This window comes from Pseudomonas sp. RL_105y_Pfl2_101 (assembly GCF_963970585.1).
Taxonomy (GTDB): Bacteria; Pseudomonadota; Gammaproteobacteria; order Pseudomonadales; family Pseudomonadaceae; genus Aquipseudomonas.
Genome location: NZ_CAXAPG010000024.1, coordinates 54,149 through 72,063, shown reverse-complemented (window position 1 = coordinate 72,063; position 17,915 = coordinate 54,149). Strand labels below are relative to the sequence as shown.

The 17,915-nt window shown below is 62.6% G+C and carries 11 protein-coding genes; 6 read left to right on the top strand and 5 right to left on the bottom strand.

The features are described 5' to 3' along the window. Nucleotides 1–49: 49 nt before the first annotated feature. Nucleotides 50–1,633 (bottom strand): peptide chain release factor 3, encoded by a 1,584-nt coding sequence (locus tag AACY31_RS21275; RefSeq protein WP_339479034.1) that lies wholly within the window; start codon nucleotides 1,631–1,633, stop codon nucleotides 50–52. Between the two features lie 332 nt (nucleotides 1,634–1,965). Between AACY31_RS21275 and AACY31_RS21270 the strand changes: the two genes are divergently transcribed. From AACY31_RS21270 to AACY31_RS21245, 6 genes are all read left to right on the top strand, one after another. Beyond that, nucleotides 1,966–2,682: an ABC transporter permease gene (locus tag AACY31_RS21270; protein ID WP_339479035.1), complete on the top strand. Its 717-nt coding sequence runs from the start codon at nucleotides 1,966–1,968 to the stop codon at nucleotides 2,680–2,682. A 25-nt stretch (nucleotides 2,683–2,707) separates the two neighbouring features. Then, entirely contained in the window at nucleotides 2,708–3,610 is a 903-nt protein-coding gene (locus AACY31_RS21265) for a glycine betaine ABC transporter substrate-binding protein (RefSeq protein ID WP_339479036.1), read from the top strand. A 15-nt stretch (nucleotides 3,611–3,625) separates the two neighbouring features. Beyond that, on the top strand, nucleotides 3,626–4,279 hold the full coding sequence (locus tag AACY31_RS21260; RefSeq protein ID WP_339479037.1) for an ABC transporter permease: 654 nt from the start codon (nucleotides 3,626–3,628) through the stop codon (nucleotides 4,277–4,279). Further along, nucleotides 4,276–5,433 (top strand): osmoprotectant ABC transporter ATP-binding protein OsmV, encoded by a 1,158-nt coding sequence (locus tag AACY31_RS21255; RefSeq protein ID WP_339479039.1) that lies wholly within the window; start codon nucleotides 4,276–4,278, stop codon nucleotides 5,431–5,433. The genes AACY31_RS21260 and AACY31_RS21255 overlap by 4 nt, the downstream gene beginning before the upstream one ends. Nucleotides 5,434–5,910: 477 nt before the next feature. Continuing rightward, complete coding sequence (locus AACY31_RS21250; protein ID WP_339479040.1) at nucleotides 5,911–7,074, top strand: type III PLP-dependent enzyme; 1,164 nt, start codon at nucleotides 5,911–5,913, stop codon at nucleotides 7,072–7,074. Between the two features lie 687 nt (nucleotides 7,075–7,761). Continuing rightward, nucleotides 7,762–10,287: a sulfite reductase flavoprotein subunit alpha gene (locus AACY31_RS21245; RefSeq protein WP_339479198.1), complete on the top strand. Its 2,526-nt coding sequence runs from the start codon at nucleotides 7,762–7,764 to the stop codon at nucleotides 10,285–10,287. Nucleotides 10,288–10,425: 138 nt separating this feature from the next. On the opposite strand, the gene AACY31_RS21240 is transcribed toward AACY31_RS21245, so the two are convergent. From AACY31_RS21240 to ptsP, 4 genes are all read right to left on the bottom strand, one after another. Then, nucleotides 10,426–11,967 carry an alkaline phosphatase D family protein gene (locus tag AACY31_RS21240; protein ID WP_339505049.1) on the bottom strand — a complete coding sequence of 514 codons (1,542 nt, stop codon included), beginning with the start codon at nucleotides 11,965–11,967 and terminating at the stop codon, nucleotides 10,426–10,428. A 189-nt stretch (nucleotides 11,968–12,156) separates the two neighbouring features. Next, complete coding sequence (locus tag AACY31_RS21235; RefSeq protein WP_339479044.1) at nucleotides 12,157–13,899, bottom strand: PTS fructose-like transporter subunit IIB; 1,743 nt, start codon at nucleotides 13,897–13,899, stop codon at nucleotides 12,157–12,159. Between the two features lie 14 nt (nucleotides 13,900–13,913). Continuing rightward, nucleotides 13,914–14,855 (bottom strand): 1-phosphofructokinase, encoded by a 942-nt coding sequence (gene pfkB, locus AACY31_RS21230; RefSeq protein ID WP_339479046.1) that lies wholly within the window; start codon nucleotides 14,853–14,855, stop codon nucleotides 13,914–13,916. Further along, nucleotides 14,855–17,719: a phosphoenolpyruvate--protein phosphotransferase gene (gene ptsP, locus AACY31_RS21225; protein ID WP_339479048.1), complete on the bottom strand. Its 2,865-nt coding sequence runs from the start codon at nucleotides 17,717–17,719 to the stop codon at nucleotides 14,855–14,857. Before ptsP ends, pfkB begins: the two co-directional genes overlap by 1 nt. Nucleotides 17,720–17,915: the final 196 nt, after the last annotated feature.

Below are 17,915 nucleotides of genomic sequence, written 5' to 3'. Positions count from 1 at the left end.
AAAAACCCCGCTGCTTTCGCAACGGGGTTTTGATTTTTCAGCTCAGCGCTTAGTGATGCTCCCGCGTCGCGCGGAATTTCACGTCCGGCCAGCGCTCTTCCATCAGCGCCAGGTTGACCCGGGTCGGGGCCAGGTAGGTCAGGTGACCGCCGCCGTCCAGCGCGAGGTTTTCCACAGCCTTGTTGGAAAATTCCTCGAGCTTTTTCTTGTCGTCGCATTCAATCCAACGGGCGGAGTACACGGTGATCGGCTCATAGGAGCATTCGACCTTGTATTCCTCTTTCAAGCGGCTGGCGACAACGTCGAACTGCAGCACACCGACGGCACCGAGGATGATGTCGTTGCTGCGAGTCGGGAAGAACACCTGGGTGGCGCCTTCTTCGGCCAGTTGCTGGAGGCCCTGGCGCAGTTGCTTGGACTTGAGCGGATCCTTCAGGCGCACGCGGCGGAACAGTTCCGGAGCGAAGTGCGGGATGCCGGTAAAACCCAGGGCTTCGCCTTCGGTGAAGGTGTCGCCGATCTGGATGGTGCCGTGGTTATGCAGGCCGATGATGTCGCCAGCGAAGGCTTCTTCCAGTTGCTCGCGTTCCGAGGAGAAGAAGGTCAAGGCGTCGCCGATGCGCACGTCCTTGCCGGTGCGCACATGGCGCATCTTCATGCCTTTTTCGTATTTGCCGGAGCAGATGCGCATGAAGGCGATGCGGTCGCGATGCTTGGGGTCCATGTTCGCCTGGATCTTGAACACGAAGCCTGTGAACTTCTCTTCCACCGGTTCCACGGTACGCTCGTTGGCGACACGGGCCAGCGGGCGCGGGGCCCAGTCGACCACGGCGTCGAGCACATGGTCCACGCCGAAGTTGCCCAGGGCGGTACCGAAGAACACCGGGGTCAATTGACCGTCGATGAACTCCTGCTGGTTGAACTCATGGCAGGCGCCTTGCACCAGTTCCAGTTGCTCGACAAAACGCGCGTACTCGTCGCCCAGGTGTGCGCGCGCTTCGTCGGAGTCGAGCTTCTCGATGATCTTGACTTCAGTGCGCTCATGCCCGTGACCAGCGGTATAGACGATGATGTAGTCGTCGGCCAGGTGGTACACGCCCTTGAAGTCGCGGTAGCAACCGATCGGCCAGGTGATCGGCGCTGCCTTGATCTTCAGGACCGCTTCGATCTCGTCGAGCAGCTCGATCGGGTCGCGGATGTCGCGGTCGAGTTTGTTGATGAAGCTGACAATCGGTGTGTCCCGCAGGCGGCAGACGTCCATCAGCGCGATGGTCCGTGGCTCGACGCCTTTACCGCCGTCGAGGACCATCAGCGCCGAGTCCACCGCTGTCAGGGTGCGATAGGTGTCTTCGGAGAAGTCTTCGTGGCCCGGGGTGTCGAGCAGGTTGATCATGTGATCGCGATACGGGAACTGCATGACCGACGTGGTAATGGAAATACCCCGTTGCTTTTCCATTTCCATCCAGTCGGAGGTGGCATGGCGGTCGGATTTGCGAGATTTCACCGTGCCGGCGACCGCAATCGCCTTGCCCATCAGCAAGAGCTTCTCGGTGATGGTGGTCTTACCGGCATCGGGGTGGGAAATAATGGCGAAAGTGCGGCGTTTCGCGACTTCGGCGGCCTGTTTGGTCATGGGAAATCGCCTGGCAGGTGATTCAAAAAAGGGCGGCGATTATAGCTCAACTTGCGCCAGGAACCGAACCGTTGAGCACATCCAGGGTGGCCAGATCTTCCCTGGCATGGGAACATTTAACAACGTGGAGGCGTCCACCACCCTGTTACGGCTGTTCGTAAGGGTCTTAAAAATCAGCAAGTTAGCCTGACGAGGCTGCGCTCATGGCTCGATGGTCCTGCCGTTTTACCGGCACGGAAAAGAGCTGCTTCTCGCGAACGTTTTCCCGGCAACCCGTGATGGTTTGCCGCCTGGGAAAGCGTGCGCCGACTGAAAGACAAAGGAGTCCGCCTGTGGCTATCCGCTATGGTAAAGGGCTTATCGGAGGTGCGGTCGTCGTCGCCCTCCTGGCCCTGTTGGTCCACTGGATCGGCATCGATACGATCCAACACTACCACGACGATCTGCTGTTCTACCTGCAAGCGCACCTGCTGCTGGTACTCGCTTCCATGCTGGCGGCCCTGCTCGTGGGCATTCCCGCCGGCATCGCCCTCAGCCGCCCCGGCATGGTCGGGAGCGCCGAACGCTTCATGCAGGTGTTCAACATCGGCAACACCGTACCGCCCCTGGCCGTGCTGGCCATCGCCCTGGGCATCCTGGGCATCGGCAGTGGTCCCGCCATCTTCGCCCTGTTCCTCGCCTCGCTGCTGCCCATCGTGCGTAACACCTACGAAGGCCTGAAAAACGTCCAGGGCTCCCTCAAGGAAGCCGCCGTCGGCATCGGCATGACCCCACGCCAGGTGCTGTGGAAAGTCGAGCTGCCCAACGCCATACCGATCATCGTCGGTGGCGTGCGGGTGGCACTGGCGATCAACGTCGGCACTGCCCCACTGGCCTTCCTGATCGGCGCCAACAGCCTTGGCAGCCTGATCTTCCCCGGCATCGCCTTGAACAATCAGCCGCAACTGCTGCTCGGTGCCGTGTGCACCGCCCTGCTGGCATTGCTGCTCGACGGTCTGGCGATACTGGCCAGCCGCCTCTGGCTGGAACGTGGCCTGCGAGCGTCATAAACCAGGCCGCAATAAAGGAATCATTATGAAGAAATTGAGCTTGATACTGGGCTGCGTCCTGCTGTTCGCAGGATTTGCCCAGGCCGCTGAAAAACCACTGATTCGCCTCGGCGCCCGAGTGTTCACCGAGCAGACGCTGCTGGCAGAAATCACCGCCCAATACCTGCGCGACAAAGGCTACAACGCGCAGATCACCGGCGGACTTGGTAGCAACCTGGCCCGTAGCGCCCAGGAGAGCGGACAACTGGACCTGCTCTGGGAGTACACCGGCGTGTCGTTGGTGTCCTACAACCACATCACGGAGAAACTCGACAGCGCCCAGTCCTACGCACGAGTGAAAGAAGTCGACGCAAAAAAAGGCCTGACCTGGCTGACGCCGTCGAAATTCAGCAACACCTATGCCCTGGCCTTGCCGGAAAAAATCGCGCAGCAATATCCACAGATCAACACCATCAGCCAATTGAACACCGTGTTACAGGCCGAGGCCGATGAAAATCACCTGATGGCCCTGGACACCGAGTTCGCCAACCGTTTCGACGGGTTGGATGGCATGGTCAAGCTGTACGGCATGAACCTGACCCGCAAGAACATCCGGCAAATGGACGCAGGCCTGGTCTACACCGCCCTGCGCAACGGCCAGGTATTCGCCGGGTTGGTGTACACCACCGACGGGCGCCTGAGCGCGTTCAAACTGAAACTGCTGGAAGACGACAAGCAGTACTTCCCGGACTACACCGCCGCGCCCGTGGTGCGCCAGACGACTCTGGATGCAAATCCGCACCTGGTCGCGCAGCTCAAACCCCTGGCCGAATTGTTCGACGATGAAACCATGCGCCAGCTCAACGCCCGCGTGGACGTCAACCACGAAAGCCCTTCCGCCGTTGCCGCCGATTTCCTGCGCCAGCACGCCCTGCTCTCAACCCAATGACCTGGAGGAAAAGCCATGGATTTTCTTGACGCCTTTTCCCACCTGGACTGGCCGCTGGTACTGAACCTGATCTGGCAGCACATCACCTTGGTGGGCATCGCCGTGACCCTGGCGATTGTGGTCGGCGTACCGCTGGGTATTTTCATGACCCGTTTCCCGGCGCTCGCCGGCCCATTGCAGGCCAGCGCCACGGTGCTGCTGACGATTCCGTCGATTGCGTTGTTCGGCCTGCTGCTGCCGTTCTATTCCAAGTTCGGCCAAGGCCTGGGCCCAATGCCGGCGATCACCGCAGTGTTTCTCTATTCCCTGTTGCCAATCATGCGCAACACCTACCTGGCCTTGACCAGCGTCGAACCGGGCATCCGCGAAGCGGCCCGTGGCATCGGCATGACCTTCGGCCAGCGCCTGCGCATGGTCGAACTGCCCATCGCCGTGCCGGTGATCCTGGCCGGCGTACGCACCGCCGTGGTCATGAACATCGGCGTCATGACCATCGCCGCCACCATCGGCGCCGGTGGCCTGGGCGTGCTCATCCTCGCTTCCATCAGCCGCAGCGACATGTCGATGCTGATCGTCGGCGCCGTGCTGGTCAGCCTCTTGGCCATCTTCGCCGACCTGCTTCTGCAATGGCTGCAACGCTCGCTGACTCCTAAAGGATTATTGAAATGATCGAACTTCAAAACCTCAGCAAAACCTTCAAGAGCAACGGCAAAGACGTCAAGGCCGTGGACTCGGTGAACCTGACCGTCAACGAAGGCGAGATCTGCGTGTTCCTCGGGCCGTCGGGCTGTGGCAAAAGCACCACGCTGAAGATGATCAATCGCCTGATCCCGCCCACCTCGGGCAAGGTGTTGATCAACGGCGAAGACACCACCGGCCTGGACGAAGTGACCCTGCGTCGCAACATCGGCTACGTGATCCAGCAGATCGGCCTGTTCCCGAACATGACCATCGAGGAAAACATCACCGTAGTCCCGCGCCTGCTCGGCTGGGACAAACAGAAATGCCACGACCGCGCCCGCGAATTGATGAGCATGATCAAGCTCGAACCCAAGCAGTACCTGCATCGCTACCCCCGTGAACTGTCCGGCGGTCAGCAGCAGCGGATCGGCGTGATCCGTGCCCTGGCGGCCGATGCGCCGCTGCTGCTGATGGACGAACCCTTCGGCGCGGTCGACCCGATCAACCGCGAGATGATCCAGAACGAGTTCTTCGAGATGCAGCGGGCGCTAAACAAGACCGTGATCATGGTCAGCCACGACATCGACGAAGCGATCAAGCTGGGGGACAAGATTGCGATCTTCCGCGCCGGCAAGCTGGTCCAGTTCGATCACCCGGACACGCTGCTGGCCCATCCGGCCGACGAGTTCGTCAGCAGCTTCGTTGGTCAGGACAGCACGCTCAAGCGCTTGTTGCTGGTCAAGGCCGAAGACGCGGCGGACAACGCCCCGTCGGTCAGCCCGGAGACGACAGTGGGTGAGGCACTGGAGTTGATGGACGAACATGACCGTCGCTACCTGGTGGTGACCTGCGTCGAGAACAAGGCCCTGGGCTTTGTACGACGCCGCGACCTGCACCGTCAGACCGGCGCCTGCTCGCAGTACCTGAGCGAATTCAACGCCACAGCGGCATACGACGAACACCTGCGGATCCTGCTGTCGCGCATGTACGAGCTCAACCGTTCGTGGCTGCCGGTGATGGACGCCGAGCGGGTGTTCCTCGGGGAAGTGACCCAGGAGTCGATTGCCGAGTACCTGAGTTCCGGACGTTCGCGCGGGGGCAAAACCAGCATTGTCTCGCCCGCCGAGATGGCGTTGGCCTGACTGAAGCCTTCGCGAGCAAGCCCGCTCCCACACTGGTCTGCGTCAGCCTACTATTTGTGGTTGACCGCAGCCCAGTGTGGGAGCGGGCTTGCTCGCGAATGGAGCCGCACAAATGTCCCTGAAACACCTCAAAGACAACTTCAAAGGGAACATCAATCTGTCACGCAGGTCGGTTACATCATGAGCTGTCGCGGGCCGCACGACGGATGTGTGCAAAAACGCGACATTTTTAGTTGATCTCAGGCCCCTCACGCCCTAAAGTTCGCGCCGAACGTCCATGCTGGAAACGATCCATCCGGCTCAAGTACTGACGACGAGACAGCAAGGCCAAGGGCATCATGCATCCCGTGGCCTTTTTGCTTTCGGCGACATGCCTTGGGAAGTAGGCGAACCAAAGTGGGGATACGGAGGACGTTCACGAGGGCTGCTTGCCCTCACACCCATTGATCCTGATGTTTGCCAGTAGGAGTCCCAAGTATGTCGATCCAGGTCGAAGATTATTTCGCGCGCGAAACCTTCCAGAAAATGAAAGCGTTCGCCGACAAGCAGGAAACCCCATTCGTGGTGATCGACACCGCGATGATCTCCCAGGCCTATGACGACCTGCGCGCCGGTTTCGATTTCGCCAAGGTTTACTACGCCGTCAAGGCCAACCCGGCGGTGGAAATCATCGACCTGCTCAAGAGTAAAGGCTCCAACTTCGACATCGCCTCGATCTATGAGCTGGATAAGGTCATGAGCCGTGGCGTCGGCCCGGACCAGATCAGTTACGGCAACACCATCAAGAAATCCCGCGACATTCGCTACTTCTACGAGAAGGGCGTGCGCCTGTATGCCACCGACTCCGAAGCTGACTTGCGCAACATCGCCAAGGCCGCGCCGGGCTCGAAAGTCTATGTACGCATTCTTACCGAAGGCTCCACCACCGCTGACTGGCCGTTGTCGCGCAAGTTCGGCTGCCAGACCGACATGGCCATGGACCTGCTGATCCTGGCCCGCGACCTGGGCCTGGTGCCGTACGGCATTTCGTTCCACGTCGGCTCGCAACAGCGCGACATCAGCGTCTGGGACGCAGCCATCGCCAAGGTCAAGGTGATCTTCGAGCGCCTGAAGGAAGAAGACGGCATCGTCCTGAAGCTGATCAACATGGGTGGCGGCTTCCCGGCCAACTACATCACCCGCACCAACAGCCTGGAAACCTACGCTGAGGAAATCATTCGCTTCCTCAAGGAAGACTTCGGCGACGACCTGCCGGAAATCATCCTGGAGCCGGGCCGTTCGTTGATCGCCAACGCCGGCATCCTGGTCAGCGAAGTGGTGCTGGTGGCGCGCAAGTCCCGTACCGCCGTCGAGCGTTGGGTGTACACGGATGTGGGCAAGTTCTCCGGCCTGATCGAAACCATGGACGAAGCCATCAAGTTCCCGATCTGGACCGAGAAGAAAGGCGAAATGGAAGAAGTGGTCATCGCCGGGCCTACCTGTGACAGCGCCGACATCATGTATGAGAACTACAAGTACGGGTTGCCGTTGAACCTGGCTATTGGGGATCGCCTGTATTGGCTGTCGACCGGGGCCTATACCACTAGCTATAGCGCGGTGGAATTCAATGGCTTTCCGCCGTTGAAATCGTTTTACGTGTGATGTGTTTGGGCGCTTGAGCTTATAGTTCTTGCCCTGTTGCGTAATGAAAAACGGCGCTTTTTCCAGAAATGGAAAGCGCCGTTTTTTTTTTGGATGGTTGGCGTGCATATCCGTTGCTGCGGTAACGGCTACTGGCGGTTCCGCTCTTACAGCGGGTCACTTTCGAAAAGCCCGGAAGCCGGCCCAGTCGAAAGTAACCAAAGCGCTTGTGCCCCACCACTCGGTGCCTCGCCTAGGCTCGGCATGCCTGAACGAAGGCATTACTCCGTGGGCCGCCGCGAAGGGCCATCCATGGCCCAGCGCGGCTAACCCGGCATCCGTGCCGGGTTGCCCACTGCGCAATACCTTCGTTCAGCCAGCGTGGTTAACGGGGCGCCGAGATCAACGTCCACCGCGAGGCGGCCTAACAGCCGACCTGGCTCTCCCGGTCGTACACCCATCAGATCTGTTTGAGCAGGACCTGTGGGAGCAAAGCTTGCTCGCGAATGCGGTGTTTCAGTCAATGAAGATGCTGGATGTGCCGACCTCTTCGCGAGCAAGCTCGCTCCCACAGGATTTCTTCGCTCACGCCATCACTGCCCCGCTCATGCAAATGATCGGGGCTTTTTCGTGTGTTTATGAATGCTTCTCGATAACACACGGCATAATGCACGCCGTGATGAACAGTCAATGAACAAGGCGAGCGACGTGTTGAAGAAAACCCTGTTCCAGTTGCACTGGTTTTTCGGCATCAGTGCCGGACTGGTCCTGGCGTTGATGGGCGTTACCGGGGCGGTGGTGTCGTTCCAGGATGAAATCCTGCGGGCCTTGAACCCGCAGGTGCTGATGGTCGAGAAGCAACCGGCCGGTGTCCTGCCGCCCGCCGAGCTGGTGGAACAGATCGAGGCCGCCTCCGGCAAGACTGTCGCCCTGCTCTGGGTCGAGACCGACAGCGGCAACGCCGCGCGGGTGATCTTTGCGGCGCCCCCTGGGGAAAACCGTGGCCCCATGCGCTATTTCAACCCTTACAACGCGCAGTTCATGGGCGATGTGACGGGCCAGGACTTCTTCGGCCTGATGCTCAGGTTGCACCGCGTCTTGACCCTGGATGATGTCGGTCGGCAAATCACCGGTGCCTGCACGCTGATCCTGGTGTTTTTCTGCCTGTCCGGGCTGTACCTGCGCTGGCCGCGGCAATGGAAAAGCTGGCGCGCCTGGCTGACCCTCGACTGGGGGAAAAAAGGTCGGAGCTTCAATTGGGACCTGCACTCGGTGGCGGGCACCTGGTGCCTGCTGTTCTATCTGCTGGCGGCCCTGACCGGGCTGACCTGGTCCTACGAGTGGTACAACAAAGGCGTGACCCGCCTGCTCTCCGATTCACCGAAAGATGAACGGGTGCGCAATCGCGGCCCGGCGCCGAGCGGCCCACTTCCCGTGGCCGATTACCGGGCCATGTGGAGCAGCATCTACAGCGCCGCCGGCCCGGGACTGTCGGCCTATAACGTGCGCATGCCGCCCGTGGCCGGGCAACCGGCGACCGTGTTCTACCTGCTGAACCACTCGCCCCATGACCGGGCGCTGAACCAGCTCACCCTCGACCCGGCCACCGGCGTCATCAGCCGGCACAGTCGCTACAGCGACAAGAGCCTCAAGGCGCAGTGGCTGACCAGTGTCTATGCCCTGCATATCGGCAGTTACTTCGGCCTGGTTGGGCGGATCCTGGTGACCGTCGCCGCGCTGACCATGCCGCTGTTCTTCATCACCGGTTGGTTGCTGTACCTGGACCGCCGCCGCAAGAAGCGCCAAGTCAAAAACGCCCGCCAGGCCCTCGCCGCCAATTCGGGCAATGCGCCGGCCTGGCTGATCGGCTTCGCCAGCCAAAGCGGTTTCGCCGAACGACTGGCCTGGCAGACCGCCGGCCAACTTCAGGTTGCCGGCTTACCCGTAAAGGTCCAGCCACTGGCCAGTGTGCGTGAGCAGGACCTGAGCAACGCCACCCACGCATTGTTTGTCGTCAGCACCTTTGGCGACGGCGAAGGGCCGGACAGCGCCCGCAGCTTCGAACGCAAGGTGCTGGGCCAGGCCTTGAGCCTGGAGCACCTGAAGTATTCGGTGCTGGGCCTGGGCGACCGGCAATATCAACACTTCTGCGGCTTCGCCCGGCGCCTGCACGCCTGGCTGGCTGAGCACGGTGGCAAGACCCTGTTCGCGCCGGTGGAAGTGGACAGCGGCGACCCTTACGCCCTGCGTCACTGGCAACAACAACTGGCCGAATTGACCGGCCAGGCGCCAGTGGATACCTGGCAGGCGCCAAGCTTCGAAAACTGGACCCTCAGCCAGCGCACCCTGCTCAACCCCGACAGCAGTGGCTCGAGCGTGTACCTGCTGGGCCTCACCGCCCCCGGCCCGAGCAGTTGGCTGGCCGGTGACCTGGTGCAAATCCTGCCGCGCAATGATCTGTTGGCCATCGAGCATTTCCTCGACGGGCTTGGCCTCTCCGGCCACGCGAGCGTGCAAGTCGATGGCCTGTCCCAGAGCCTCGACCAGGCCCTGGCGACCCGCCAGCTTGCGGAAAACCGCGCCCACCTGGTCGGCCTGCATGCCCAGGCGCTGGTGGATGCGCTGGCACCGCTGGCGATGCGCGAATATTCCATCGCCTCGATCCCGGCCGACGGCGTGCTGGAACTGATCGTGCGCCAGGAACGTCACGCCGACGGCAGCCTGGGCATCGGTTCCGGCTGGCTGACCGAACACGCACCGCTGGGCAGCGCCGTCAGCCTGCGGCTGCGCCGCAACAGCGCCTTCCATCTGCCGGCCCAGGGTGTGCCGATGATCCTGCTGGGCAACGGCACTGGCCTGGCCGGCCTGCGCAGCCTGCTCAAGGCGCGCGTCACCGAAGGCATGCAGCGCAACTGGCTGCTGTTTGGCGAGCGCAACCGCGAACACGATTTCCACTGCCGCGATGAGTTGCAGGAATGGGTGACCTCAGGCGACCTGGAACGCCTGGACCTGGCCTTCTCCCGGGATCAGAAGCAGAAAGTCTACGTCCAGGACCGCCTGCTGGAATCGGCCGCGCTGCTCAAGCAATGGCTGGCCGACGGCGCGGTGATCTATGTCTGCGGCAGCTTGCAGGGCATGGCATCCGGGGTGGATCACGTGCTCAACAACGTGCTGGGGCGCGAGGAAGTGGAGCGGCTGATCGAGCAGGGGCGGTATCGGCGGGATGTCTACTGACAGACACCCATCTTAAGTACCCCTTGTGGGAGCAAAGCTTGCTCGCGATGGCGGACTGTCAGTCAGCCCTTTATTGACAGATATAGCTGTCATCGCGAGCAAGTTTTGCGCCCACAGAGGCTCGTGGCGTAATGGGGATCAAACCGGCTGCAACTTCTTCTCGAACACCGCCACACCCTCCAGATCCCGCAACACCACGCTCATCTCCCCGCTTGGCCCGTCGATGTTCACTTCGCCAAAAAACTGATACCCGGCAAACGGCGAGGTGTTCTGGGCCAGGGGCGCTTTCTGGAACACCACTTGCGGGCCGAAGGTCTTGTCCAGGGCATTAGGCCCGAAGCTGCCGGCGTTCAATGGCCCGGCGACAAACTCCCAGAATGGTTCGAAATCCTGGAACGCGGCGTGTTCGGGGTGGTAGTGATGGGCGGCGCAATAGTGGACATCGGCGGTGAGCCAGACATAGTTGCGCACCTGATGCTTGCGCAGGTGGCCGAACAGTTCGGCGATCTCCATTTCACGCCCCTGGGCCGCGCCCGGGTCACCGTTGGCGACCGCTTCCCAGCGCGGCACGCCAGGGCTGACCTCACCATCCGGCACACCGAGGCCGATGGGCATGTCGGCAGCGATGACTTTCCATTGGGCACGGGACTGCTTCAGTTCGCGCTTGAGCCAATTCAACTGCTCACGCCCCAGGAACGGTTTGGCCGCGCCAAGGTTGGCGTCGTTGGCTTCGCGGTAGCTGCGCATGTCCAGCACGAACACATCCAGCAGCGGCCCATAACCGAGCTTGCGGTAAATACGTCCACCGCCGTCGGCCTTCTGCAGGCGCATTGGCGCGTACTCCAGCCAGGCCTGTCGCGCGCGCCCCACGAGGCTGTGGATACCCTTGGTCTGGTAGCGCTCGTCCAGTTGCTTGCCCGGCGACCAGTTGTTGACCACCTCATGGTCGTCCCACTGCCAGATCTGCGGCACTTCGGCGTTGAAGCGGCGTATGTTTTCGTCCATCAGGTTGTAGCGATAGTTGCCGCGATACTCATCCAGGGTCTCGGCGACCTTGCTCTTGGCCTCGGTGGTGAGGTTGCGCCAGACGCGTCCACCTTCGGCGGTGATTTGCGCCGGCACCGGGCCGTCGGCGTAGATGGTGTCGCCGCTGTGGATAAAGAAGTCTGGCAGGCGCAGGCGCATGGCTTCGTAGATGCGCATGCCGCCGATGTCCGGGTTGATGCCGAAACCCTGACCGACGGTGTCGCCACTCCAGACGAAACGGATGTTGCGCTTGAACGTCGGCACGCTGCGCAGGTGGCCCAGCCAGGGTTCGCTGGCGACGCCGCTCTGGGCATCTTCGAAATGCACCCGGTAGAAAATGGCCTGGTCGGGCGGCAGGCCGGTGAGTTCAACACGGGCAGTGAAATCGCTGCGGGAATCGACCATGGGGGAGACGAAGCGGCGGGGATTGCTGAATTGGCTGCGCGTGTCCCACTCCACCACCATCCGCGCCGGACGGTCACTGCGGCTCCAGATCATCGCCCGGTCGCCCTGCAAGTCGCCCGACTGCACACCGTCGGTGAGCACCGGCCGATCCTTGACCGACGCCATCACCGCCGGCGCCAGCCCCGGCAACAACAACCCCGCCCCCACGGCTTGCATCACACGGCGGCGGCCCAGGTCGAATTCGCTCATGGTGTTCTCCCTTAAAGGGGAAAACTTAAGCATGGCTCTGTGAAGTGGGTGTGACAGGACCTCATGAACTCAGCAGAACGAAATGTGGGAGCGAGCCTGCTCGCGATAGCGGTGTATCAGTCGACAAACAGGCTGTCTGACACTCCGTTATCGCGAGCAGGCTCGCTCCCACAGTAGGCACAGCAGTGATCAGGCCTTGGCCGGCTCCAACGCCATCTCCACCACCTCAGGCCGCTTGAGCAGCGCATACGCCACTGCCGTCAGCAGGCTCCCCGCCACGATCGCCAGCAGGTACAACAGCGCATGGTTGATGGCGTTGGGGATCAGCATCACGAACAGACCGCCGTGGGGGGCCATGAGCTTGCAGCCGAAGTACATCGACAGCGCACCGGTCAGCGCGCCGCCGGCGATGCTGGCCGGGATCACCCGCAACGGGTCCTTGGCCGCGAACGGAATCGCCCCTTCGGAAATGAAGCACAGCCCCAGCACCAGCGCGGCTTTACCGGCCTCGCGCTCGGTCTGGGCGAATTTGCGCCGGGCGATGAACGTGGCGATGCCCAGGCCAATGGGCGGCACCATGCCGGCGGCCATGGTCGCGGCCATTGGTGCATAACTCTGGGAAGCCAGCAGTCCCACCGAAAACGCGTAGGCGGCCTTGTTGATCGGCCCACCGAGGTCGACACACATCATCGACCCCAGCAGCACGCCCAACAGGATCGCATTGGTGGTGCCCATGCTGTCGAGGAAATGAGTCAGGCCTTCAAGCATCCCCGCCACCGGTTTGCCGACAATGTAGATCATCACCAGGCCGGTGATCAGGCTCGCCAGCAGCGGGATGATCAGGATCGGCTTGAGCGCTTCCAGGCTCTGGGGCAGGCGCGCGTACCGGTTGATCGCCTTGGCCACGTAACCGGCCAGGAAACCGGCGATGATCCCGCCAATGAAGCCGGCACCCAGGGTACTCGCCAGCATCCCGCCGATCATCCCCGGCGCCAGGCCCGGGCGGTCGGCGATGGAATAGGCGATGTATCCGGCCAGCAGCGGCACCATCAATTTGAACGCGGTGTCGCCGCCGATCTGCATCAGTGCCGCCGCCAGTGTGCCGGGCTCCTTGAAGGCGGTGATGCCGAATACAAACGACAAGGCAATCAACAGACCACCGGCCACCACCATCGGCAGCATGAACGACACGCCCGTCAGCAGGTGCTTGTAGACGCCGGTCTTCTCCGCCTTGGCCGGGGCGCTGGCACCGCTCGCCGCGCTTTCCTGGCGACCTTCGACCAGCGCTTTGTTCAGCGTTGCTTCGGCCTGTTTCAAGGCGATGCCCGTGCTGCAGCGGTAGATCTTCTTACCGGCAAAACGCTCGGTGGCCACTTCGATGTCGGTCGCCAGCAGCACCACGTCCGCCTCGGCGATGGCCTCGGCGCTCAACGGATTGCGCGCACCGACTGAACCCTGGGTTTCCACTTGCAGGTCGTAGCCGAGCTTCTTCGCCGCCTGTTGCAATGCCTCGGCGGCCATGAAGGTATGGGCAACGCCCGTCGGGCAAGCGGTGATGGCAACCAGGCGCGGCGCACGCTCGGTCGACACCGCCGGTGCCTCCTCCACGACATCAGAGGCGAGAAAAACCTCGGCCTCTTCGGCGCCGCGGCGCAGCACCGAGTCGACGTCTTGCAGGGCCAGGGCCGGCGTGCTGCGAAACAGACGCTTGCCGACGAACCGTGACATGTCCACCGGGCCGCTGGCGACCAGTAACACCCACTCGGCCGCTTCGAGGGCCGCCGCCGACAACTGGCGCTCCGGATGGGCCGTATCATGGACTTCGACACTGGTGCTCCAACCCTGGCGCTGAGCCGCGGCGTCCAGCAGGCGGGCGCACAACACACTGGTGACCATGCCGTTGGGGCAGGCCGTCACAATGGCTAGTTTCATTCTTGCGAACCCTCTTATTGTTCTGTCAGGGGGCGCACGCGCACACCCTGTTCAAGCGACGCCAGCAACGCGGTGTCGTGGATGCCAAAACCGATCTGCGTGACCGCCATGGCGGCGATGGCCGTGGCGGTGCGCAGCGTCTGTTCCGGGGTGTCGGCGCTGAGCAGGCCGTGCAGCATGCCCGCCAGCAGCGAATCCCCGGCGCCCACGGTGCTGGCGACGCTGACCTTGGGTGGCGAGGCATGCAGCGCCGTACCGACACTGAACCAGTTCACGCCATCGGCGCCGTGGGAAATCACCACATGTTCGACACCCTGGGCATGCAGGCGCTGCGCCGCTTGCGCCTGGGCCAACTCGCTCACCACCTCGCAACCCAGTGCATCAGCCAGTTCCTCGGTGTTCGGCTTGATCATCCACGGCCCCGCTGCCAGGGCGACGCGCAAGGCTTCGCCACTGGTGTCGAGGGCCACGTTCAGGCCGAGTGTTTTCAAGCGCGTGATCAAGGCCAGCAGCCACTGCGGGCTGACGCCCCGGGGCAAGCTGCCTGCCACCACCACCACGTCGTGACCGGGGGCGAGTTGCTCAAGGCGCGCCAGCAAGGCCTGCTGTGCGGCTTCATCAACCACCGGGCCCGGGCCGTTGAGGTCAGTGATGCGTCCGTCCTGCTCAGCCAGTTTGATATTGCTGCGAGTTTCGCCTGGTACACGGATAAAAGCATCGACAAAACCACGCTGGGCAAACAGCGTCTCGAACACCTGGGCATTGTCTTCGCCCAGAAAGCCACTGACCGTCAGCGTATGACCGAGATCGGCCAACACCTGGGCCACGTTCACGCCCTTGCCAGCGGCGTGGGCGTGCATGGCGTCGCTGCGGTTGACCTGGCCCGGCTCCAGGCGCGCCAACTCCACCGTGAGGTCGAGCGCCGGGTTGAGGGTCAGGGTAAGAATCTTCGCCATTACAGCGCCTCCACTAATGCGCGCACGTCATCGGCGCTGCCCACGGCCAAGGCCTCTTGAGCCAAGGTTTGTACTTGCGCCAGGCTCAATTCGCGGACCCGCGCCTTGACCTCGGCAACGCTGCGGGCCGAGACACTCAGCTCGTCCACACCCAAGCCCACCAGCACCGGCACCGCCAGCGGATCGGCCGCCAGTTCGCCACACACACCGACCCATTTGCCATGGGCATGGGCGGCGCGCACGGTGATGTCGATCAGTTGCAGCACCGCCGGGTGCAAGCCATCGGCCTGGGCCGAAAGGGTCGGGTGACCACGGTCGATCGCCAGGGTGTATTGCGTCAGGTCGTTGGTACCGACGCTGAAAAAGTCGACTTCCTTGGCGAGCACCGGGGCCAGCAATGCGGCGGACGGCACTTCGATCATGATCCCCAGTTGCAGGTCCGCCACGGGGATTTCCTGGCGCAAGCGCTCGGTCATGTCCCGGGCCTGGCGCCATTCATCGACGCTGCCCACCATCGGGAACATGATCCGCAGCGGACGACTGTCCGCCGAGCGCAACAGGGCACGCAGTTGCGCTTCCATGACCTGCGGACGCTGCAAGGTCAGGCGGATGCCACGCACGCCAAGGAACGGGTTTTCTTCTTTCGCGATCGGCCAGTACGGCAGCGGCTTGTCGCCACCCACATCGAGGGTGCGCACCACCAGCGGCCGACCGGCCAGGCCATCGAGGACCTTGCGGTATTCGGCTTCCTGGGTCGCTTCGTCCGGCGCCTGGGTGTGGGCCATGAAAATCAGTTCGGTGCGCAACAGGCCAATGCCTTCGGCGCCCTGCTCCACTGCGCTGGCAACGCCGGCGCTTTCGCCAATGTTGGCAAACACTTCCACGGCATGGCCGTCACGGGTCAGCGCCGGTTCGTGACGCTGCTCGGCCGCGACCTTGAGGCGCTGCTCGCGGGTGTCGCGTTCTTCTGCAGCCCGTTGCAAGGTGGCGGCGTCTGGGTCCACGTGCAAACGACCGCGCTGGCCATCCAGCAACAAGGACGTGCCCGGCGCCAGCAGCAATACCGCCGCACCGGCGCCCACCAGCGCCGGAATGCCCAAGGCCCGGGCAACGATGGCGCTGTGGGCGGTGGCGCCGCCACGGGCGGTGAGAATCCCCGCCACACGCGTTGGGTCCAGGCGCGCCACGTCGGACGGGCCGACTTCGTCCATCACCAGAATGTAGGGTTGATCGGGTTCATTCGGGGTTTCGACGCCGCACAGTTGCGCCAGCACCCGACGGCCGACGTCTCGCAAATCAGCGGCACGTTCGGCCAGCAAGGCGTCCTGCAACGCTTCCTGTTCTTTCGCGGCGGCTTCGACCACCCCCATCCACGCCGCTTGCGCACTCTCGCCCAGCTTCAAGCGGGTGTCGACTTCGTCGCTGAGCTCCGGGTCGTCGAGCATTTCCTGGTGGGTGATGAAGATTTCGCGGATGGCCTTGGCCTTGGCGCGTTCGATCAGGCCTTGGATATCGCGGCGCACCTGGTTCAAGGCGTTTTGCAGGCGCTCGCGCTCGATGGCCGCCGATTCACCGCGCAACGGGTAGTCGATGGCCTGCAATACCTGGATGTGGGCCGGGCCGATGGCGATGCCCGGTGCGGCGGCGACGGCCTGGATCAGGCTGCCAGATTCGGGCGCCAACACGACTGTCGCCACTTCGGCCATCACGGTTTCCCGCGGCGCACTCGGTGGCGGCAACGGTTCAACTTCTTCGCCAAGGCCTTCTTCGATGGCCGCCAGCAGTGCCGGCAACGCATCGGCGGCAATGCTCGGCTCGGCGATGAATTCCAGAACCTGACCGCGGCGGGCACCCAGGCTCAACAGCTTGCTCAGGCTCTTGGCCGACACGGCGTTGTCCTGGCCGTCGACGATGCGCACGCGAATCTCGCCTTCAAAGCTTTTCGCCAACTGGGCGAGGATCTTCGCCGGGCGTGCATGCAGGCCATGGGCATTGGCCAGGCCGATGCGCGCGCTGGGCCAGTCGGCGGGCAATTCGCCGCCGAGCACTTCCAGCACCTTGCGGCTGCTGGTGGCGCGACCCAGCTCGTGACCGCGGCCTTCGATCAGCAAGGCGCAAAGCCTTTCCAGCAAGGCTTGGTGAGCCTCGCCGAGGCTGGCGAGGCAGAACAGACCGCTCAGCGGTTGACCCAGGTAGCGGATGGGCTTGTCCGGCGTGACGAAAGCCAGGCCCGGACGCTTGACGGTCTGTTCGCTGTGCAGCCACCACAAGCCATCGCCCAGGGGCAGCGCATCGACTTGCTGCAACACCCCGGCAAAGCCATTGCTCACGCAATCGGCCTGGCGCAGCAAGCGGGCACCGCGCCATACCAGCTCTTCAAAATCGTCAGCCGACACACCGAGGCCGATCATCTGGGCATCCAGGGCCAGTTCCTGCGGCGCGCCTTGCAGCAGCTTCAGCAACGCTTCGGCGGAACCGGCACGGCGCAGGGCCTGGCCCAGGTCAGTCTCGCCCAGGGCGCGGGTCAGCAGTTGCAACAGGCGCAGGTGTTCGTCGGACTTGGCCGCGATACCGATCGCCAGGTAAACGATCTGACCATCGCCCCAGTCCACGCCCTCCGGGAATTGGAGCAGGCGCACGCCGGTGGAGTAGACCAGGTCGCGGGTCTGCGGGGTGCCGTGGGGGATGGCAATACCTTGGCCGAGAAAGGTCGAGCCCTGGGTTTCGCGAGCCTGCAAGCCGGCGAGGTAACCCTCAGCCACCAAGCCATCGGCCACCAGTTTGTCGGCGAGCAGTTGCAGTGCAGCGTCTTTATCCACAGCCGTCTGAGCCATGGATATCTGCTCTAGAGTGAGCTCGAGCATGCTTTCTCCTTTTTGGCGTTCGGTTGGCGCCAGGTATTGTTTTGAATGAATCAGCTTAGCCCCGCAGGATGACTTTTGGCGTGATCGCGGCAGAAGGCCGAAAAATCCTGCTAGGCTTGAAAATACGCTTGCTGAAACGTTTAATCTAGAAAGATTGGCACGTTACTCGATAATCTCTCATCCTTGAAGTGCAACT

Coding starts and splice junctions, on each gene's coding strand:
- AACY31_RS21235 (WP_339479044.1), bottom strand. CDS start 13,899: ATGAAACTAGCCATTGTGACGGCCTGCCCCAACGGCATGGTCACCAGT.
- AACY31_RS21255 (WP_339479039.1), top strand. CDS start 4,276: ATGATCGAACTTCAAAACCTCAGCAAAACCTTCAAGAGCAACGGCAAA.
- AACY31_RS21275 (WP_339479034.1), bottom strand. CDS start 1,633: ATGACCAAACAGGCCGCCGAAGTCGCGAAACGCCGCACTTTCGCCATT.
- AACY31_RS21250 (WP_339479040.1), top strand. CDS start 5,911: ATGTCGATCCAGGTCGAAGATTATTTCGCGCGCGAAACCTTCCAGAAA.
- AACY31_RS21260 (WP_339479037.1), top strand. CDS start 3,626: ATGGATTTTCTTGACGCCTTTTCCCACCTGGACTGGCCGCTGGTACTG.
- pfkB (WP_339479046.1), bottom strand. CDS start 14,855: ATGGCGAAGATTCTTACCCTGACCCTCAACCCGGCGCTCGACCTCACG.
- AACY31_RS21240 (WP_339505049.1), bottom strand. CDS start 11,967: ATGAGCGAATTCGACCTGGGCCGCCGCCGTGTGATGCAAGCCGTGGGG.
- ptsP (WP_339479048.1), bottom strand. CDS start 17,719: ATGCTCGAGCTCACTCTAGAGCAGATATCCATGGCTCAGACGGCTGTG.
- AACY31_RS21265 (WP_339479036.1), top strand. CDS start 2,708: ATGAAGAAATTGAGCTTGATACTGGGCTGCGTCCTGCTGTTCGCAGGA.